General features: G+C 60.3%; 13 protein-coding genes. 7 read left to right on the forward strand and 6 right to left on the reverse strand.

Features of this window, described 5'->3' with window-relative positions; all coding sequences use genetic code 11:
- Positions 1-135 precede the first annotated feature (135 nt).
- On the reverse strand, positions 136-1,404 hold the full coding sequence (locus H8B14_RS00140) for a T9SS type A sorting domain-containing protein (RefSeq protein ID WP_187313616.1): 1,269 nt from the start codon (positions 1,402-1,404) through the stop codon (positions 136-138).
- A gap of 371 nt (positions 1,405-1,775) precedes the next feature.
- Between H8B14_RS00140 and H8B14_RS00145 the strand changes: the two genes are divergently transcribed.
- Together H8B14_RS00145 and H8B14_RS00150 are read left to right on the forward strand one after the other, a co-directional pair.
- A complete protein-coding gene (locus tag H8B14_RS00145) occupies positions 1,776-2,492 on the forward strand; it encodes a 3-ketoacyl-ACP reductase (protein ID WP_187313617.1) in 717 nt (238 codons plus the stop codon).
- Between the two features lie 174 nt (positions 2,493-2,666).
- The gene (locus tag H8B14_RS00150) at positions 2,667-3,416 is read left to right on the forward strand and encodes a superoxide dismutase (RefSeq protein WP_315984786.1); all 750 of its coding nucleotides are present in this window, start codon (positions 2,667-2,669) and stop codon (positions 3,414-3,416) included.
- Between the two features lie 146 nt (positions 3,417-3,562).
- Here H8B14_RS00150 and H8B14_RS00155 read toward each other — a convergent pair whose 3' ends face one another.
- On the reverse strand, positions 3,563-4,858 hold the full coding sequence (locus H8B14_RS00155) for a carboxypeptidase-like regulatory domain-containing protein (RefSeq protein WP_187313618.1): 1,296 nt from the start codon (positions 4,856-4,858) through the stop codon (positions 3,563-3,565).
- A gap of 215 nt (positions 4,859-5,073) precedes the next feature.
- Between H8B14_RS00155 and H8B14_RS00160 the strand changes: the two genes are divergently transcribed.
- From H8B14_RS00160 to H8B14_RS00180, 5 genes are all read left to right on the forward strand, one after another.
- The gene (locus tag H8B14_RS00160) at positions 5,074-6,081 is read left to right on the forward strand and encodes an alkaline phosphatase D family protein (RefSeq protein WP_187313619.1); all 1,008 of its coding nucleotides are present in this window, start codon (positions 5,074-5,076) and stop codon (positions 6,079-6,081) included.
- A 71-nt stretch (positions 6,082-6,152) separates the two neighbouring features.
- Positions 6,153-9,353, forward strand: coding sequence for a glycoside hydrolase family 3 N-terminal domain-containing protein (locus tag H8B14_RS00165; RefSeq protein ID WP_187313620.1), 3,201 nt, complete (start codon positions 6,153-6,155; stop codon positions 9,351-9,353).
- Positions 9,354-9,497: 144 nt separating this feature from the next.
- A complete protein-coding gene (locus H8B14_RS00170) occupies positions 9,498-10,181 on the forward strand; it encodes a hypothetical protein (RefSeq protein ID WP_187313621.1) in 684 nt (227 codons plus the stop codon).
- Positions 10,182-10,259: 78 nt separating this feature from the next.
- Positions 10,260-10,940, forward strand: coding sequence for a hypothetical protein (locus tag H8B14_RS00175; protein WP_187313622.1), 681 nt, complete (start codon positions 10,260-10,262; stop codon positions 10,938-10,940).
- Between the two features lie 97 nt (positions 10,941-11,037).
- Entirely contained in the window at positions 11,038-12,660 is a 1,623-nt protein-coding gene (locus tag H8B14_RS00180) for a 3-(methylthio)propionyl-CoA ligase (protein ID WP_187313623.1), read from the forward strand.
- A 126-nt stretch (positions 12,661-12,786) separates the two neighbouring features.
- Here the strand turns inward: H8B14_RS00180 and H8B14_RS00185 are convergent, their stop codons facing one another.
- The 4 genes from H8B14_RS00185 to nagB form a co-directional block, all read right to left on the reverse strand.
- Complete coding sequence (locus H8B14_RS00185) at positions 12,787-13,953, reverse strand: acyltransferase family protein (RefSeq protein ID WP_187313624.1); 1,167 nt, start codon at positions 13,951-13,953, stop codon at positions 12,787-12,789.
- Between the two features lie 157 nt (positions 13,954-14,110).
- The gene (locus tag H8B14_RS00190) at positions 14,111-15,439 is read right to left on the reverse strand and encodes a RagB/SusD family nutrient uptake outer membrane protein (RefSeq protein WP_187313625.1); all 1,329 of its coding nucleotides are present in this window, start codon (positions 15,437-15,439) and stop codon (positions 14,111-14,113) included.
- A 33-nt stretch (positions 15,440-15,472) separates the two neighbouring features.
- On the reverse strand, positions 15,473-18,511 hold the full coding sequence (locus H8B14_RS00195) for a SusC/RagA family TonB-linked outer membrane protein (RefSeq protein WP_187313626.1): 3,039 nt from the start codon (positions 18,509-18,511) through the stop codon (positions 15,473-15,475).
- A gap of 307 nt (positions 18,512-18,818) precedes the next feature.
- Complete coding sequence (gene nagB / locus H8B14_RS00200; RefSeq protein ID WP_187313627.1) at positions 18,819-20,744, reverse strand: glucosamine-6-phosphate deaminase; 1,926 nt, start codon at positions 20,742-20,744, stop codon at positions 18,819-18,821.
- Positions 20,745-21,046: the final 302 nt, after the last annotated feature.

Raw genomic sequence — 21,046 nt, forward strand, 5'->3', positions numbered from 1 at the left:
GGAGTAGAGTTGGTCCCGGGCAAGATAACAGGTTTCCGGGGCGCTTGCAGCGGAGAGTACACCGACGCAAAAAAGCCCACGGAAATTTTCCGTGGGCTTTGTCTGCTACGCTAGCGCTACTAGCGGTTGTCGTGGCTATTCGGTGAGCATGAATTTGCGGCTAATCGTGCCTTGGTTGGTGACGGCCTGCACGATGTACACGCCGGCGCCCGTACCGCGCAATGGTATTTCCCGCACTACGCTGCCGGTGGTGCCAGCGGCCATATTCTCAGTGTACAGCACCCGGCCCATGCTATCTGTAACGCGCAAGGCTTCAAAAGCCGCCGATGTATTCAGCTGCACGGTCAGGCGGCGGCTGGTGCCGTAGGCACTCAAATCAGGCTTATCAACGCCCGCTACATGCACGCTCACTACCTGCGAGTAGGCAAACGTGCCATCCCGGTCCAGTTGCTTGAGGCGGTAGTAATTATTGCCCGTTAACGGCTTCTGGTCGGTGGCCGAATACGTGCGTACCATCTGCGAATAGCCGGCAGCTGGCACCGAGGCTATAGCAGCAAACTCGCGGCTGTCGCTGGCACGCTCCACCAAGAAGCTGGACGAGTTGTTTTCCGAAGCAGTAGTCCAGGCCATTTGCACAACGCCTCCTTTGCGTTGAGCAGAGAAGCTGCTTAGCTCAACCGGCAGCGGAGCACGGCAGCCATCAATGGTAATAGCAGCGGCAACATTGGTGTTGCAGGAAAGCCCTTCCGTATCGCAGGTGTTAGCTGCGCCCTGCACACACACGCTGATGTTGGGCCCGAACAGGCCATTGAGGGAGCCATTATTTCCGGTAAGCACGCAGCCACTGATGTTGAGCTGGCCAGTACCCTCGATGGTAGGGTTACCCTGGCGCACAATAAGGTTGCCCTCAATGCTGACGCTGCCATTCACTTCGAGCGTCGATTGGTTGGCAACGGAAATGTTGCAGCTGGTACGCAAGGGCGCATTTATCTCGGCATCAGCCTTGATGAAGCTCAGCGAGTTCACCTGCAGGGCGCCATTCAGCACCAGCCGCAACTGGTCGTTGCCGCGCTGGCTGCCAAAATCCAGGCGGCGCGGCGTGCCATCTTCTATAAGTGAGCCTCCAGCATTTATGGTCAGCAAACCATTATCACCTTCAATGACATAATCGGTATTAAGAACAACCGGTGAGTTGATGACGATGATGTTGTTGCTTTCTCTTTGGCGAGTGTTGCTGTTTGCAGGAGCTGAAACAGCGGGCACTCCGTTCACCAGCCAGGTGGAAGGACTACTCCAGGGGCCACCGCCCGGCCGCGAAACGAAAGTAGTCTGGGCCTGCACCTGTGAAGAGGCACTGAAACCAAACAAAAGAAGTAGAACAAAAGAAAGTAAGTTGACTTTCATGATGAATAGACTTTAAGGTGAATTAAGTTGGATTGAACTTGCAACTTGTACGGTCGCCCGTATATTGCGTCGAATAATTCGACATTTATTTTGCATTATAATATATATTTATATAATTTATACAATAAATAAGTAATTGGATTTCTATAAAATATTCGGCGCGCAGGATACTTGGCACACTCTTCATATTGCATTTATCATAGTCACTAGCAGATGTGTCCAGCTTACTGCTCAGCTACCTTTTTGCGAGAACTCACCCGTCTTCAGCCAGCTAAATCCAGCGGCTTTTTCAACTTCTGCCCAACCCGGCAGTTCTATTCCCGTCTCATTCGTAAAAGGCCGAGACACTCCACTTAACTATTCTCAGACAAATGGCATCAATAGCCGGAAAGAATGCCCTGGTAACAGGCGCAGGCAAAGGAATCGGACGCGCAGTAGCTGTTGCGCTGGCGCAGGAAGGCGTGAATGTGGCGCTACTGGCCCGCACCGAAACACAGCTGCAGGACGTGGCGAAAGAAATTGAGGCCCTGGGCGTGAAGGCCGTAGTGCTGGCCGCCGACATTGCCGACCGCGCCGCCGTGGAAGCGGCCGTAGTACAGGCCACCGAAGCCCTCGGCTCCATCGATATTCTGATCAACAACGCCGGCATCGGCACCTTCGCCAAACTTGTGGACATGGACCCTGCTGAGTGGGAACACATCATTCAGGTAAATCTGCTGGGTACCTACTACGCCACCCGCGCCGTACTGCCTGGCATGATTGCCCGCGAAGCCGGCGACATCATCAACGTGGCCAGCACGGCCGGGCAGCGCGGCGCCGCTACCACCAGCGCCTACAGTGCCTCCAAGTTTGCCGTGCTCGGCCTCACCGAGTCATTGATGCAGGAAGTGCGCAAGCACAACATCCGCGTGTCGGCCCTTACGCCCAGCACCGTAGCCACCGAGCTGGCCATCAGCAACAAGCTCACCGACGGCAACCCTGACAAGGTAATGCAGCCCGAAGACCTAGCTGAATTTATGGTGGCCCAGCTCAAACTCAACCGCCGCATCTTCATCAAGGAAGCTGGCATGTGGAGCACCAACCCGTAGCGGTTGTATAGTCGTCTATCATTCCGAGCAAAGCGAGGAATCTCGCCAGTGTGGTAAATCACTACGCTGACGAGATTCCTCGCTTTGCTCGGAATGATAGACGACATGCGCAACCCCAGCCCCGCCGCACGGGTACACTTCCCCAACCGACAACCTTACATATTCCTTTCCGCCATGCTTAAGAGAGATTTTCTAAAAAACGGCCTGTTGACGATGGTTGGCGCCTTGGTTAGCCCCGCTCTATTGGCCGCCGCCCACGAAGAAAAGCTGCTCCGCGAGGCCCGCGCTACGCCCATGGCCGATGGCCCGTTTACGCTGCCGGCCCTACCCTACGCCTTCAATGCGCTGGAGCCGCACATCGACGCAAAAACCATGGAAATCCACCACGACGCGCACCACAAAACGTACGTCTCGAAGCTCAACGAAGCGGTGATGGGCAAACCTGAGGAAAAGCTGACGCTGGCCCAGCTGCTGGCCTCGGCCAGCAAGCAGCCCGATGCCATCCGCAACAACGCCGGCGGCCACTGGAACCACTCCTTCTTCTGGCAGATTCTGTCGCCCAAGGGCGGCGGGCAGCCGACTGGCGGTTTGGCCGCGGCTATCAACAAGGATTTCGGCTCCTACGAGAAGTTCACCGAGGAATTCACGAAGGCCGCCACCGGCCGCTTCGGCTCCGGCTGGGCCTGGCTGATCCACGACAAAAAAGCCAACAAGCTGATGATTACCAGCACACCCAATCAGGACAATCCCCTGATGGATTTGCCCGGCATCCAGCGCGGCACGCCCATCCTGGGCCTCGACGTGTGGGAGCACGCCTACTACCTCAAACACCAGAACAAGCGCCCCGACTACATCAAAACCTTCTGGAGTGTGGTAAACTGGGGCGAAGTAACCAGCCGCTACGACGAGTCGCGCAAAGGCTAGGCTAGGCTAGGCTAGGCTAGGCTTAGGGCTTAGGGCTTAGGGCTTAGGGTAAATGTAAAAGGCCCCGCCGGGTTACGGTGGGGCCTTCTTCTTTTAGACAGGTGGTGAAGCCTAAGCCCCAGGCCCTATTTCCTAAGCCCTAAACACTACCGGATAATCCGGCCGTCGCGGATTTGCACGTCGGGTTTGGGAGCGGCTTTCTTCACCATCGTGCCGAAAGCGCCGCGCTTCTCAAACGAGGCAATTACCTCATCTTCCACGGGCGTGCGCTGCACTACGGGGTTGTTGGCCCAGAATTCAGGGTCGTACTTCGTGGATTTGATGGCGGCCAGGTCGCGGTCGGCTACGCTCACGCGGGCGTAGGGAATGGCCGTGGGCGTGGTGCTGGTGTCATAGAAAAACGTGAACGACGACACTGCCAGCGGCGTGGCCGACTTGCCGGGGCTGGTCAGGTTGGCGGCCAGGTTCACTTTCATGTATTCCAGCGGCGCCACCACCACGGCAGGGTCGTCGTTGCGGAAAGCCATTTCGATTTCCAGCTGCGTATCGCGGAATTTCTGGCTGGGGTCGGAAGTGGAGCCCGTGAAGTTGGGCGACGTCATGTGGTAGCGCACCACCTTGTAGCTGTCGATATCAATCCAGATAGTGCCCGTGGCTTTGTATTTGGTCAGCTCGGGGCGAGTTTCGAAAGCAATTTCCGCCGTGCCGCCTTTGGTGCTGTCAGCGCCCGACACGATGCCTTTCAGCTCCAGCAGGTAGTTTTGCACCACGTTGGGGCTGAGCAGCGCCAGCGACTTGGTGGTGTCTGCGTTGGCATCAAACAAGCCGTAGGACTTGGTGTAGAGCGAGAAGTTGCTGAAGTTGGTGATACTAGGCACGGCGGCGTAGCGGCCCTGCGCAATGGCCGTGCCCTCGATGCGGGCGTTGCTGGACTTCACGTTCCAGACCACTTCCTGCAGTTCGGTGGGCTGGCCGGCAATGCGCGTCACCTGGCGGTAGAAGGCCTTGCCGTAGAACTTCTGGCGGTACCCGACCCGCATCTGGCGGTAGGCGCGGTCGACGAGCTGAAACGGGTAGCTGCCCACTTTCACCTCGGGCAGCGCCACGGCGGCCGTGGCCAGCGCCAGCCTCAACGGCTCATCGGCACTCGTCACCCGGATGGTATCCTTGAGGTGTCCCAGCTCCGACACCAGCAGCGTTACGGGCAGCTTGGGCACATTGAGCGTAAACTCGCCGTCGGAGTTGGTGGTGGTACCGAGCGTGGTGCCGCGCACCACTACGCTGGCGAAGGGCAGCGTCTCGCGGGTGTCCTTGTCTACCACGGTACCGCGCAGCCGCACTTGGGCCTGGGTTGCCTGAGTGAGCAGCAGCACGGCCAGCAGCAGGCCCGCCGGCCGCGCCACGCGGCCAAAAGACAGAACGAAAGAGAAAAAGGAGCGCAAAACCAAAACAACCGGGATTGAAGTAAAAAGATAAACTACCACCACTCTAACGCCGAGGCAGTCCGCAGGAATATACGGTACCTGCAAAAGTAGGCCCACTCTGGTGAACTGCGGAATTAAACGCTGCCATGCCCTCTTTTTAAAATTGTGGCGTGCCAACGGCGCATACTATAGAGAAGGCCGCAGCCCCTGCCCAAAAGCTGCATCTTTACGGCATGAAGAAGTTCCTGTTTCCGCTTCTGGCGGCCAGCCTACTGACTAGCTGTACTGCCGTAGCACAGAAGAAAGATCTGACCATTGCTTTCGGCTCCTGCAACCGCCACAATCTGCCGCAGCCGCTCTGGGACGACATTGCCGCCCAAAAACCTGATGTCTGGGTTTGGCTTGGCGACAATATTTATGGCGACTCCGACGATCCGGCCGTATTGAAAGCCAAGTACGACGCCCAGTTCAACCAACCCGACTACGCGCAGTTTCGGCGGCAGGTACCGGCCATCATTGGCACCTGGGACGACCACGACTACGGCCGCAACGACGGCGACCGGCACTACCCTTTCAAGGCCCAGAACCAGCAGCTGGCCCTCGACTTTCTGCAGGAACCAGCTAACAGCCCCCGGCGCCAGCAGGAAGGCATCTACGCCGCCTATGACTACCGCGTGGGCCGCAAAAAAGTGAAGGTGCTGCTGCTGGACGACCGGTATTTTCAGGATGAGCTGCACCGCGACGCCAACCAGGTGTATCAGCCCAACCCCACCGGCGACGTGCTGGGCGAGGCGCAGTGGGCCTGGCTCGGGCAGCAGCTCCGCACCTCCGACGCCGATGCGCACATTATCGGGTGCGGCATCCAGTTTCTGCCGCAGCAGCATCGGTTCGAGAAATGGGCCAATTTTCCGGTGGCCCGCCAACGCCTGCTGGCCCTGCTCACCGAAACGCACCCCAAAGGCGTTTTGCTTATTAGCGGCGACCGGCACATCGGCGAGATGTCGCGCCTCGCGGTGCCGGGCCTGGCCGCGCCGGTGCTGGAAGTGACTTCCAGCGGCCTCACGCACCCTGCTGCTCAGAATACCGGCGAGCCGAACGACCTGCGCGTAGGGCCGCTCGTGAATCAGAAGCACTACGGTCTTTTTCAATTTCGCCAGAAGCGCCGGCAACTCTTTCTTTCAGCCTCCCTGCGCGGAGAGAATGGCCAGGTATTCTACGAAGAAGAAGTGGAAGTGAAATAGTGTACCTGCTTCTGCTTATTGCATCCTTCCGATTCCCGTAAATTCGCCCTATCACTCATTCCCCCTCTATCTTGTCCTTCCCCCGCTTCCTTCCGTTTCTGTGGCTGCTGCTGGCACTGCTAAGCTCTCCGGACGCCTCCGCGCAGCGTCGTAAACAGGCTACCGCCAAGAAGAAGACAACCCGCGCCCTGCCGCCGCGGGCCGCCGCACCCGCCGCCAAAGCCCCGGTCCGGCCCGCTACGCCCAAAACAACCGCCAAAGCAGCTCCCAAAACCCGCAACCAGCCCGTGCCCTTCGCCGGGCAGCTAGCCGCCTCGCGCTGGGTTGACTCGGTGATGGCCACGCTCACGCCCGACCAGCGGGTGGCACAGCTGTTTATGGTGGCTGCCTATTCCAACCGCAAGCGCATTGATGAGGACTCGATTACGGCGCTGATTCAGCAGTATGGCATTGGGGGCATCGTGTTTTTCCAGGGCGGGCCAGTGCGGCAGTCGCGCCTGCTGAACCGCTACCAAAGCCAGAGCAAAGTGCCGCTGCTGGTGGCCATGGATGCTGAATGGGGCGTGGGCATGCGCCTCGACAGCGTGCAGCGCTTCCCGTTCCAGATGAGTTTGGGCGGCATCCGCGACAACCAACTGATGTACGACATGGGCACCGAGGTGGCCGCGCAGTTCAAGCGCCTGGGCATGCACGTCAACTTCGCGCCGGTGGTGGATGTGAACAACAACGCCGCCAACCCCGTCATCGGCTACCGTAGCTGGGGCGAGGACCGGCAGAGCGTGACCGAGAAAAGCTACCTCTACATGAAGGGCATGCAGGATGCCAACATCCTGGCCGTGGCCAAGCACTTCCCCGGCCACGGCGACACCGACACCGACTCGCACCTGGCGCTGCCCCTGCTGCGCATCGACCGCAAGCGCATTGATACGCTGGAGCTGTTTCCGTTCCGTAGCCTGATGGCGCGTGGCCTGGGCGGCATGATGGTGGCCCACCTCAACATCCCGGCGCTTGATACTACCGGCATGCCCAGCACGCTTTCCGCACCCATTACCACGGGCTTACTGAAGCAGAAGATGGGCTTCGAGGGCATGGTGTTTACGGATGCTATGAACATGAAAGGCGTGATATCGAAGTACCCGCCCGGCGACGCCGACGTGCGCGCCCTGCAGGCCGGCAACGACATTCTGGAGTTCAGCAAGAACATTCCACTGGCCTTGCGCATGGTGCGCGACGCCATCAATGCCGGCCAGCTCTCGCAGGAATCCATTGATGCGCGCTGCCGCAAGATGCTGGCCTTGAAGCAGTGGGCCGGCCTCGACAAGTACCGGCCTATTGACCTGCAGAATATCACCCAGGACCTGAACACGCCGCACGCCCAGTACCTGAGCCAGCACCTCACCGAGCTGTCTGTAACCGTTCTGCGCAACCAGCGCAACCTGCTGCCCCTGCAGCGCCTCGACACGCTGCGCCTGGCTACGCTCACCATCGGCACCAAAGACACCACCGATTTCCAGCGCATGGTGGCCGACTACGCCCCGGCCCGCCACTTCTGGATTTCGGCCGCCCCCAGCCTGGATGAGCTGACTAAGATGCGCGAAATGCTGAAAAGCTTTAACACGGTGCTGATTGGGGTGAACAACCTCGGCCGCCTGCCCGCCACCAACTTCGGCGTAACCTCGGAAACCAACGTGCTGCTGCACGAACTAGGCAGCCAGGGCCAGAAGCTCATCGTGTCGGTGTTCGGCAATGCCTACGCCGTGGCCAAAATCCGGGACTTGGACCGCGCCGATGCCGTGGTGCTGGCCTACCAGGAAAGCAAAAACGCGCAGGACGTAGCCGCCGAGGTGATTTTCGGAGGCATATCGGCCAGCGGCAAGCTGCCCGTGACCGTGAGCGACAAGTACAGCTACGGCGCCGGCCTTGCCACGCAGGGCGGCACCCGGTTGCGCTACAGCTTCCCGGAGGCCGTGGGCATGAACAACAACCTTGAAGCCCGCGTGGACTCAATTATGAACGGCGCAGTGGCGGCCCGTGCCTTCCCCGGCGGCGAGGTGGTTATTGCCCGGCGCGGCGTGGTGGTTCTGCGCAAAAGCTACGGCACGCACACGTTTGCTGATGCACCCAGCCAAGCCGGCAAGCCCAGCCGCGCCGTCCGCAACACCGACCTCTACGACCTGGCTTCGCTGACCAAAGTATCGGCGGCACTGCCGGCCCTGATGCGCCTGCAGGACCAGGGCAAGTTCAACCCCGACATGACCATGGGCCAGTTGCTGCCGGAGCTGGTGGGCACCAACAAGCAGGATCTGAAGCTGCGCGACGTGCTGACGCACCAAGCTCGTCTCAAGGCTTGGATTCCATTCTGGAAAGACTACACCAAGCCGCGCGGCCTGTTCAACTCGCTGCTCGGCAAAAGTCCCGAGGCCAAGGAAGTGTCGCTCACGAAGCCTTCGGAGCTTAGCCGCCGCTACTTCCGCCCCGACTCGTCGGCGCGCTTCCCGCTGCGGGCCGCTACTGGCCTGTGGGCCCGCCAGGATTTCCCAGAGCTGATAACGAAGGCTATTGCCGAGTCGCCGCTGAACGAGAAGCCCGGCTACGTGTACTCCGATTTGTCGTTTATTCTGTACCCGCGCTTCGTGCAGGCCGCCAGCGGCAAGCCCCTCAACCAGTTTATCACCGACGAAATCTACCGGCCGCTGGGCGCCACCTCGCTGGGCTACAATCCCACGCGCCGCTTCCCGCTGGCCCGCATCGCTCCCACCGAGTACGATTCGCTGTTCCGCAAGCAGCTGCTACACGGCACCGTCGATGATGAGGGCGCGGCGTTGCTCGGCGGCCTCTCGGGCCACGCTGGCCTGTTCGGCAACGCCAACGACCTGGCCAAAGTGGTGCAGCTCTACGCCTGGAATGGCAAGTACGGCGGCCAGCAGCTGCTGAAGCCCGAAACCGTGCAGGAGTACACCAAGTGCCAGTTCTGCCCCGACAACCGCCGCGCCCTCGGCTTCGATAGGCCCGCTGCTAACCCCACAGTCAACTCGGCCAAGAGCGTGTCGCAGCAGAGCTACGGGCACACCGGCTTCACGGGCACCTACTTCTGGGTTGACCCCAAGGAGGAGCTGACTTGCATTGTGCTCACCAACCGGGTAAACCCCTCGCGCCGCAACAACAAGCTGTCTGAGCTGAGCGTGCGCTCCGGCGTGCTACAAGTGGCGCTGGAAAGCGTGCGGCCCGTGCAACGGCAGGAAATAGAAAGCACGGTTCCGAAAGAACAATAGCAGATACCCCGGCCAGTTGGCCGGGGTATTTTTTGTGCAACTTATTTGCCTGTTCGCAGCTCTATCCTACCGGTGGCAGTAGCGCGAACTTTGTAGTTCGCGCTACTGCCATTGCACAACACCCCATATCATATATACCTATCCATGAAGCATACTTATCTGTTGCCCGCCTTTTCTCTGCTTGGTCTACTCTCCGGCTGCAGTAAAAACCCAGTCCAGGAGTTCAGGCTCTCCACTGAGCAGTTGGCCTGGCAGCCTTACCGCACCGGCAACGTGCTGCGGTTTGGGCAGGCCAGCTCCGGCAAGGTGCGGACATTCATTATCGACGAAGTAGAGGACAAGCTAAAAGAGTATTCCATAGGTGGAAACGCTCCGGTATTTTTTGGTTCTCCAAAGCGCGTTAAAAGCCAGTCGATTGAGGTGCTGGTCCGCCGAACCGACACGATTCGCTACACGCCCACTCCAACCAGCACGCCTACCCGCCCCGATTCTATACCGGACACGTATGCCCGCTCGCTCTTGAGTATGAGCGCTGGTGACAACTTCGATGTTGGATACGCATATCTCAATTGGGACTTCGGATTCAGCAATAGCCTTCCGATTGATGAAGTAATTGCCGGGCGTCCACTTATGAATTCCGCGCAGTTGCTGCCAACGCTTCGCCTGGGCGGCATCAATTACGAATCCGTGCTGCGCATTCCCAATGGCCTATCGGGTAATCCGTCCGGATTTCCTCGCAACAAGCCGGCCCGGTTCGTTTACTATGCCAAAGGATTCGGAGTTGTCGGATTCGAGGAAGGCAATACGTTGTGGTACCGGCTGCCCTGAGAAGACTTTTGCTGCCAAGAAATATTCGTCCGACTATCCATGCACACGCTATTTTCCAGCACTATATTTTCCAGCACTATGCGTATTCCCGTTTTCGTGCTTTGCAGCGCACTGACCTCTATTATCACTGGTTGCTACCATCACAAGTCTCCTGATGAAGTACCGAACTATCGGCTTACACCAGCTCAGCTAGAATGGCAGATTTATAGAAAAAATGACGAGCTGCGGTTTGGCAACGCGCGTAGCGCTAAGGTTCGCCGTTATCGAATTACGCACGTAATCGACACGCTTCAAGAGGAAAGAGTTGTTGGCCCTTTAGGCGGCGGCACACGCTATTACTACCAGCGCGTTGCCGTGAAGTTTCAGCGCGCCGACTCTATTGTATTCAGCAAAATCTGCCTGGGTAGCCGCTGCGACTCCTCGCAAACCACCGACTACGCCCTTGATCTGCAGATTCACGAAGGCCAGCCCGACAAAACTCCTTACTTAAGCTCGTATTCATCGTGGCCTGGGTTTTCCGGTTACTACCTGCCCGTAGATTTACCGGTTTCTGAGTGGAATTCGTCTGCAAGCTGGCAATACTTACCGCAAGCAACTCTCGGCGGCCGCATCTTCACTGATGTACTTCGCTACACCACCAGGGCCGTAGTGACGAGTACTGCCCGCTTTAAATTTGTCCGGACGCTATACGTCACCAAACAGCAGGGTGTCGTTGGCTTCGAGGAAGACGGCTCCGGCCTGTGGTACCGGCTGCCCTAAAGGCCGCATAAGATTCGGCGGAACGGGAGCTACGGTAGCGGAGCCGCGGTTTTATCTGTAGCTTATTGCCCTGCCAACCCCACCAAACTGCCCCACCATGCTAGGACTCATGATGCAGGAGCCGCTGCGTATTGCCGGCCTCCTCGAACACGCCGAAAAGTGGCATTCTGACACCGAAATCGTGAGCCGGATGCCGGAGGGAGGCATACACCGCTACACCTACGCCGGCCTGGGCACGCGCAGCCGGCAGCTGGCCCACGCCCTGGCCCGCCTGGGCATCCGGCGCGGCGACCGGGTGGGCACGCTGGCCTGGAACACGCACCGCCACCTGGAGCTGTACTACGCCGTGTCGGGCAGCGCCGCCGTGTGCCACACCATAAATCCACGCCTATTTTTCGAGCAGCTGGTCTACATCATCAACCACGCCGAAGACCGGATTTTATTCTTCGACCTCACCTTCCTGCCACTGGTAGAAAAGCTGGCACCCAGCTGCCCCAAAGTGGAAAACTGGGTGCTGCTGACCGACAGGGCCCATATGCCCGTAGCCACCAGCCTGCCCGATCTGCGCTGCTTTGAGGACCTACTGGCCACCGAAAACGACGAGTACGAGTGGCCCTATTTCGACGAAAACACGGCTTCCTCGCTCTGCTACACATCCGGCACCACCGACCAGCCCAAGGGCGTGCTCTACTCGCACCGCTCCACGCTGCTGCACAGCTACGCCGCCTCCCTGCCTGACTGCTTCAACTGCTCGGCCCGCGACACGGTGCTGCCCGTGGTGCCCATGTTCCACGTCAACGCCTGGGGCATTCCGTACGTGGCGCCGCTCAACGGCTGCAAGCTGGTGCTGCCTGGCCCCGGCCTCGACGCGGCTAGCCTCTACGAGCTGTATGAAACGGAAGGCGTGACCTTCACGGCTGGCGTGCCTACCATCTGGTTTGGCCTGCTAACGTTTATGCGCGAGAAAAAACTGCAGTTCAGTACCCTGCGGCGCATGATAGTGGGCGGCGCCTCTTGCCCGCCGGCTTTGCTCAAGGCGTTTGATGAAGAGCTGGGCGTGGAAATACGGCACGCCTGGGGCATGAGCGAAACCTCGCCGCTGGGCACAGTCTGCACCCTCAAAACACAGCAGCTCAGCCTCAGCTCCGATGAGCAGTTTGCCATCCAGACCAAGCAGGGCCGCGCCATTTTCGGCGTCGATATGAAGATAATGGACGATGCCGGCCAGCCCCTCCCCCACGACGGCGTGGCGTTCGGCGACCTGCTGGTGCGCGGCCCGTTCATCGTGGCCGAGTATTTCCGCGCCGCACACCCCGGCGAGCTGACCGCCAGCGGCTGGTTCCGCACCGGCGACGTGGCCACCATCGACTCCAACGGCTTCATGCAAATCACCGACCGCAGCAAGGACGTCATCAAGTCGGGCGGCGAGTGGATTTCGAGCATCGAGCTGGAAAACCTGGCCATCGGGCACCCACAGGTAGCCGAAGCGGCCGTTATCGGTGTGCCCCATCCCAAGTGGAGCGAGCGGCCCCTGCTGGTGGTAGTGCGCAAGCCCGAAGCCACCGTCACGGCCGAGGAACTGCTGGCTTTCTACGACGGTAAAGTGGCTAGCTGGTGGATACCGGAAGCTGTCGAATTTGTGGACCAGCTGCCCCACACCGCCACCGGCAAGCTGCTCAAGACGCAGCTCCGGAAGGATTTCGCGGGGTATTCGTTTTAAACGAAACAACTTCTGTCATCCTGAGCGGAGCGCAGTAACTTATTACGTATGGACGATGAGCCTGCCCAAAAAAGGCTTGTTCTAACGTGATAAGGTCCTTCGCTCCGCTCAGGATGACAGTTTTTATTACACCTTAATAATCACGCCTTTCTTATACATCACCCACAGCACACCCAGCCAAATAAGCACGCACACCAGCGCGCCAGCCAGCGAGGCATTGATAGGGCTAAAGTAGGGCGTGAAAAATGTGTTATAGAGCCAGGCGCGCAACGTCACGTCGCCAACTTTGATCAGGTTGAGAGTTTTGGAGACGATAGCCGACAGGAAGAACACGGTAATGGCATTTACGCCGTAGGCCAGCGCCGGCTTGGTCCACCAACCACGGTAGTTCTGCACGTCCGTCAGCCAGTAGAGAGCAGCTAGTGCCATCATGGCTAGGCCACCGGTGTAGAGCACGTAGGAGCTAGTCCAGAGGCTTTTGTTGATGGGAAACCAGCCGTTCCAGACCATGCCCATCAGCACAGCCGCCCCGCCCGCCACGAACAGCCACGCCACGCGGGTTGCCGGCTCCACGTCTTTGCGGCGCAGCCACTGCGCCGTCAGCATCCCGAGCAGGCCCGTGCCGATGGCGGGCAGCGTACCGAGCAGGCCTTCGGGGTCCCAGGTGCGGCTGCTTTTCCAGAGGTGATTTTCGGTGAACACCAGCCGATCCAGCCAGGCGCCGAAATTGGTACCAGCCTCCAGATTAGCGGCCCCGTAACCGGGCACCGGCACCACCTGCAGCAGCACATTGTAGAGCACCAGCGCGAAAGCCAGCAACCCGATTTGCTGTTGCCGCGTGGTTTTCAGAAACAGCAGCCCGCACACCAGAAATACCCACGAAATGCGCGCCAGCACCCCCGGAATCCGCAGCGTCTCAAACTCGAACTTCGGGTATAAGGCCCCCAGCAGCCCCAGCCCGAACAGAATGGCCGACCGTTTCAGGATACGCACCATCGTGCGGCCGTGCGTCTCTGGCTTCTGCCGCGCCCCGTCCAGCGCGTACACGATGCTGACGCCTACGATGAACAGGAAAAACGGGAATATCAGGTCGGTAGGCGTGCAGCCGTGCCAGTGCGCATGCTCCAGCGGCGCGTAGATGTGGCCCCAGTCGCCGGGGTTGTTCACCAGAATCATGGCCATGACGGTGAGGCCCCGGAACACGTCAAGTGAAATCAGGCGGGCCGGCTGCGAGGCTTCGGCCAGCGGCACGGCGCCGGTAGTTTCTATAGCAGCCTGGGTGGTGGTTTGCATAGCAGATCAGTGGCAGATTATGATGAAGCGAGAATATTCAAAGCTATGAAATACGGCCGCGTCACAAGCACTTTCCCTTATTGGCTGAACACACGAACGGCTGGCCCCTACCCGAAGCAGAAGCCAGCCGTTCGTGTGTTCAGCCTGTTCTCCCCAACTAGATGGCCGGATCAGCGGGCGTGTTGGGGTTGTTGACCCGCTCCTGCTGCGGATACGGGTAGAAATTGCGGTTGCGCTCCGTCAGGCTGGCCGGGGGCGTTGGCCGCGCGAAGCGGCGGCTATCTTCCAGGCGCTGGCCGCTCAAAAACAGCTCGGCGCTGCGCTGCTTGTACACTTCCAGCAACAGCGCATCCACGGTCAGCGGTCCGCTGTAGGCCGGCAGGTTGGCGTGCACCCCAAATAAATCGCCGCTGGCCTGGGTGCGCACGGCGTTGATGTCCGTCAGCGCCGCCGCTAAGTTGGGCGTGGCCCCCCGCAGATTGGCCTCGGCCCGAATCAGCCGGATTTCGTCGGGCTGGTATGCCGGAATAAAACTACTAACCGTTCCGAAAAAGCCGGCCAACGACCGGATATTGTCGGTGCTGCCGTTTTCGGTGTTGCGTACCACTGGCCCGGTCAGGAAGAAAGCCAGGCGCCCGTCGTTGGCTTCCACCAGGTTGGCGGGCAGCCCGAAATTGTCGCGGGGGCGGAAGTTGGTGCCGGCTAGAATGGTAAATTGAAACACCGGATTGGGATTTTGCGCCGAATAGGTGAACTCCGAGCGTACGGTCAGATTCACGAGGTTGGCGGCCGTGAGGGCCGCGGCGTAGTTGCCGGCCCGCAGGTTGAGGCGGGCGCGGTAGGCCTGCACTGTGTTAGGCAGGTTGAAATTGGTGCCGAGCACGGTGGTGTTGAATTCAGCTGACGGTGCCGTGGTTGTCAGCTCCTGTGCGGCCAAGTCCAATAACCGGATGCCTTCGGCCAGCAATTGCTGGCGCGGCACGTAGGCGGGCGCCCCGTCGGCAGCCGTCAGCGGGCCCTGCTCGAAGCCCGAAGCTACGCCTGCCAGGGCCGCGGCCTTGAACAGATAAGCATGGGCCAGTACACCGCTGCGGGTGGCGGCGTCGGCCGACAGCACGGTCGGCGCCGCCGCAATCAGCTGGTCGGCGGTGCGGATGACGCGGTAGTTGCGGGCAAACAGGGCTGAGGTGTTGGCGTTGTTGGGCGAAAGTTGCGGCCCGCCCTGCTCCAGCTCCGTGATGTTGAAAAACGTGGTAATGCCCTTCACTTCGCGGGCCGTGGTGCCGGTGGTGAGGATGATGGGTTCCAACGCCTGTGTGGAATACACCTGGCGCAAGCCCACGCTCAACGCCAGTACGCCCTCCCGCGAGGTCAGCGTGTCCGCGTCAGAGGCCGCATTGGGGTTGGGCAGGTCGAGGCTGCAGCCGGCCAGCAAGGTCAGGAGGGCAAGGCCGGCAACGGGCAGTTTATAGAAAAGTGCTTTCATGTTCTTGAGGAGTAAAAGGTAAAAGTCACTTCCCTAGAAAGTGGCATTGAAACCCACCGACACCGACCGGGGAATGGGCACCTCCACAAAATCGAAGCCGCGTACGGCGTTGCTCTGGCCGGCGGCGTTTACCTCGGGGTCGTAGCCGGTGTAGTCAGTGAAGACGAGCAGGTTGCGCCCCGCTACGCTCAGGCGCAAATCGCGCAAGCCCATAGCTTTGGGCTTAATCAGAAAGCTCACGGACGCTTCGCGCAGCTTCACAAACGAGCCGTCTTCCACCCACTTGTCGAACGTGTTGTAGGCGGCCGTGCTGGTGCCTTTGGCTACCTCGCCGCGCAGCTCCGCCTCATAGCCCGCCAGCCCGCCGAAAATGTCGCGGGTGCCTACGCGCTTCGTGAAGTTGAACACGTCGAAATTCTGCTGGGTGTCAAACTGCACGCGTAGCGTGAGGCGGTTGTCGAGCAACGCCACCTCGTTGATCAGCGAGGCAATGTAGCGCGGGTTGGGGTTGCCCACGACACCGTTGAGCAGCGCGCCCGACGGCTGCCCGTCGGCGCCGCGCTGCGGGGTGCCGTTGGCGGGCGTAGTTTGTACGCCCCGCTCGCGCTGCGGCAGCCCGGCAGGCGTGAGCAGCAAGGACCCATCGGGGTTGCGGGCCGAATAGGTACCATAGTAGGTGCCTAGCGGCTGGCCTTCCACGGCCGCCACCAGCCCAAAGCCATCGGGGAACGTGACGAGACCGTTCGGGATGTTGGTGATTTTGTTGCGATTGGTGGTGAACGTGCCCGTGACGGTCCAGCGCGCCGCCGTGGCCTGCACCGGCACGGCCCGCACCAGCAGCTCTACACCCCGGTTGGTGAGCTGCCCAACATTGGCAAACTGAAAGGAAAACCCACTACTAAAATTCAGGTCGCGGCGCAGAATCAGGTCGTTCACCTGCTTGTCGTAGTACGAAAACTCGAAGCTCAACCGGTCATTGAGCATGCTCAAATCAAAGCCTGCTTCAAACTCTTCTTGGCGCTCAGGACCTAGGTTGGCATTGCCTTGCAGCGTGCTGGCCAGCAAGCCTGGTACTGCCCCGGCCTGCACCGGTTCGAAGTTAGTGAAGCGGCCGTAAGGGTCAATGGCCGTAAGGTTGCCGGCTTGGCCGTAGGATGCGCGTAATTTCAGCTGGGGTAGCGCCCGGCCCAGGAAGCTTTCCTTGTAAAACGCCTCATCTGACAGCACATAAGAGGCGCCGGCCTTATAATACGTCTGGCGGCGGTTGTTGGCTCCATAAATCGAGCCCTCATCTACGCGCACGGCGCCAGTCAGGAACACGCGGTTGCCCAAGCCCAACGTTTGTTGCAAAAAGGCTCCCCGAATGGTGCGCTCCGAGCGGAACTCATTCGCTACGGCAATACCACTGGAAGTGGTTTGCACCAAAGGCGCCAACTGGGTGCTGCGGATGCCGGTGGTAAAACTCTGGTCAGACTGCAGGGTGCCGCCGGCGGTAGTGGTGCTGGCCAGCCAGGGCAGAAAGTCACGGCGGTAACTCAGCGTCAGGTCATTGTTGGTGAGCAGCGCCGTGCGGTCGGCGCGGCGGGCAAAGCCGGCGGTGTAGGTGGGCGCCGTGCTGCCCACCGGAATAAAGCCCGTGCCCACCTGCGTGCTGGCATCGTAGCCCAGCACGTAGTCTACGGTGAAGCCCGCGAAGGGGGTGAGGTTAAGTTGCACGTCGCCGATGAAGCGGGACGTGCGCTGCCGGAAGTCGAAGCGGTTGATGGCTTCCAGCGGGTTGGTGCGCGCAATGGCCCGCGCCGTGCTGGGGTAGCGCCCGGTTATGGGGTCGGGGGCCGGGTTGATGTCGTTGTTGGAGAAAATAAAGCCGGTGAGGGCTCCATATGCTTCCGTAATGCCGCCGTTGGGTACGTCGCGGCTTTGGCTGAGGGTATAGGCGGCACCGGCGCTCAGGCTGGCTTTGCTGCCCAGCGTCTGCTGCACCCGCACCCGCCCGCCGCCGCGGTTGAACTCGCTGTTGTCAATGATGCCCTGGTTGCGGAAATAGTTGCCGGAAGCAAAGTACTTGGTGCCGCCATTGCCCCCCGAAAGCGACACGTAGTTGTCGGTGCCGATGGCCGTGCGGAAGATATCTTCCTGATAGTCGTAGCGCTGCACCGGCTCCTGGGTGAGGTCGGCGTTGTTGGTGTTCACAAACCGAAACGGATACTGGTTGTAGTCGAGCTTTTTGCGGAGCTGCGATACCAGAAACTGCGACGAAACCGTAATCTGTGGCACCCCGTCGCGGCCGCGCTTGGTGAAAATCTGCACCACGCCGTTGGAAGCTCGCGAGCCGTAGATGGCCGCCGCTGCCGCGCCTTTTATCACCTCAATCCGTTCAATATCATTGGGCGAAATATCCACCAGCCGATTTTGGGCCGAACCACCCAGATCAAGCAGCTGCGGCGAGTCGTTGTTGACGATTACGCCATCAATGATATAGAGCGGCTCCGACGAGCCCGCCACCGTGCTGGGCCCGCGCAGCCGCACCGAAATGCCGCCCGCCGGGTTGCCGGAGTTCTGCGTGATCTGCACGCCTGAAAACTTGCCCTGCAGCGCCTGGTCAATCTGGGTGGGCACAGCAGTCAGCAGCTCGGCGGCCTGCACCGTAGCAATGGTGTTGCCGAGCTGGCGCTTGCTGGTAGCCACCGAGGTACCCGTCACTACCACGTCATTCAGCCGCACCAGATCCTCGGTGAGGCTGACAACGGGTACGGCAAAGCTGGCATCGGTGCCCAGCGCCACCGTCTGCCGCTGCGGCCGGTAGCCCACCGACGATACTTCCAGCGTATAGGTGCCGGGATTCAGCGCGGCCGCCAGCTCGAACGAGCCATCAATGCCTGAGGCCGTGCCAAGCACAGTGTTGAGGATGCGCACCGAAGCGCCGGGCACTGCCTCGCCCGCGGCGTCCTGCACGCGGCCCCGCAACGTATAGCGCGTGTTCTGGGCAGTGGCTGAGCTGGCCAGCAGCAGACACACCGGCAGCCACCCCACGGAGCGGGTTAGCCGGGTAGAGAAGTAGGTGTTTCCCATACAGGTAGAGAGCAAGAGGTGTGGAAATCAGAGGCACTATGCCAAGAAATATAGGCTATTAATCTTAGTTATAGCTCATGCACTGCGTACAGCACCCAGAGCGTAGCCAAGAGCGTGTCTGAGAATTTAAAAAGAACGTCATGCTGAGCGAAGCCGAAGCATCTCTACTGCTTCGTCTGGGCGCCTTTCACCAAGATGGCAGAGACTCTCCGACTTCGTTCAGCATGACGCAAACGGCGCTTTTTTAACATCCCAAACACACTCCAAGCCTCAGCGAGCTAGTACGTTAAGAAGCCGTTGCGCTACCCTAAAAATGCCAGCGCACAAAGGCCTCGATGCCTTCATATTCGGGCAGACCCAGCTGGTCGTAGATGCGGGCGGTGGTGCGGTTGCGCTCCTCGGCGCGCTGCCAGAACTCGCGCTGGTCGGCGCCCGGAAACAGCGGCCGGTCTTTCTGGCTTTGGTGCTTGAAGATGGCGCGGCGCTTGCGCGTGAGTTCCTGCGGGCTTAGCGGCACGGCCATTTCAATCTGGGCCACGTCCCACTCCTGCCAGGCGCCGCGGTACAGCCACACCCAGCAATCCTGCAGCCAGGGCGTGCCCGCCGCTTTCAGCCGCCGCACGGCTTCAAAAATGGCCGCCAGACACACGCGGTGCGTGCCGTGCGGGTCGCTCAGGTCGCCGGCGGCGTAGATCTGGTGGGGCTGCAGCCGGTTGAGCAGGTCGATGGTAAGCTGGATATCCTCTTCGCCGAGCGGCTTTTTGCGCACCCGGCCGGTTTCGTAGAACGGCAGGTCCTGGAAGTGGGCGCGGGTGTCGGGGTCGAGGCCGGCGTAGCGCAGGGCGCTCTTGGCCTCGCCGCGCCGGATCAGGCCCTTGATCTGCTGCACCTCGTCGGAGTCTACCTGGCCGGGCTGCTTGCTTTTGAGCGTGTCGGCCACGCGGCGGTACAGATTGTCGGCGGGCTGCTCGCTGGCTAAGCTGAAGGCCTCGTCGTAGTCGGCCACGAAATCGGCGAAGCGGATGGCCTCGTCATCGAACACGGCAATGTTGCCGGAGGTCTGGTACGCTACGTGCACCTCGTGCCCCTGGTCCACCAGCCGGATCAGCGTGCCGCCCATGCTGATTACGTCGTCGTCGGGGTGGGGCGAGAAGATGAGGGCCCGCTTGGGGAAGGGCGTGGCCCGCTCGGGGCGGTGCGTATCGTCGGCGTTGGGCTTGCCGCCGGGCCAGCCCGTAATAGTGTGCTGCAGCTCGTTGAACACTCGAATGTTGAGGCTATACGCCTGCCCTTCGGCTTCGGCCAGGAGGTCGGAAAGGCCGTTTTCGTTGTAGTCTTCGTCGGTGAGCTTGAGGATGGGCTTTTCCACCAGCCGGGCCAGCCAAGTCACGGCTTTCCGCACTTGGGCGGCATCCTGCCAGTTGCTGGTCTGGCCGGCCAGCCAGGGCGTTTTGCGCGAGCTGAGCTCGGCGGCGGCGGCCTCATCGAGCACGGCCTGCACGGCGGGGTGGTGCTGCAGATAGGTGGCCGGCACGGTGTCGGTGGGCTCGCCTTCCACCATGCGCTTTATCACGGCCGCTTTGCCTTCGCCCCAGGCCAGCAGCACAATGTGGCGGGCTTCCAGAATGGTGCCTACGCCCATCGTAATAGCGCGGCGCGGCACGTTTTCCTCACCGTAGAAGTCGGAGGCGGCGTCGGTGCGCGTGATGTGGTCGAGGGTAATGAGGCGGGTGCGCGAGGCGGCGCCGGAGCCGGGCTCGTTGAAGCCGATGTGGCCGGTACGCCCGATGCCCAGCAGCTGCCAGTCGATGCCGCCGGCCTCGCGGATCTGCTCTTCATAGCGGCGGCAGAACTCGCCAACCTGGTCGGCGGGCACGGTGCCGTCGGGGATGTGCACGTTTTCGGGCTTGATGTCGATGTGGTCGAAGAGGTACTCGCGCATGAAGCGCACGTAGCTCTGCAGCGAGTCGGGCGCCATCGGGAAATACTCGTCGAGGTTGAAGCTGACCACATTCTGGAAGCTGAGGCCTTCCTCGCGGTGCAGCCGCACCAGCTCCTCGTACACCCGCGTCGGCGACGAGCCGGTGGCGAGGCCCAGCACAGCCGGGCGGCCCTCCTGGGCCCGCTGCCGGATAAAGGCAGCCAGCTCGCGGGCCACCTGCACAGAGGCTTGCTCGGAATCGGGAAAGACACGGACGGGTACGCGCGAGGCGGCAGAACTGGCAGCAGACATAAAGTAGGGGCAACAGGTGGGAAGATGGACTTGGAAAGCGCGGAAAAATGGGATTTTGGCGGCAGCATTCAAAGTCAAATCCACGCTAAATAAAATACTATATATAGTTGGCTACTATTGCGCTGCTTTCTAGCTTTAATCCCGCCTTTTTGGACTGGCCTGTTGTTTTTTCGGCCTAACCGTCTCAAAATGGCGGCTACTGCAGTTCATTTACACGCTTTTTCATGGCTAACACGCTACTTTGTTGCTTTTTGCTTGTGTGCGTGCTCTTTCACCGGCCGGAGCCAGACTGTGCATAGCAG

Origin of the sequence: Hymenobacter puniceus, assembly GCF_014333525.1 — a bacterium.
In the GTDB taxonomy this organism is placed as follows: domain Bacteria; phylum Bacteroidota; class Bacteroidia; order Cytophagales; family Hymenobacteraceae; genus Hymenobacter.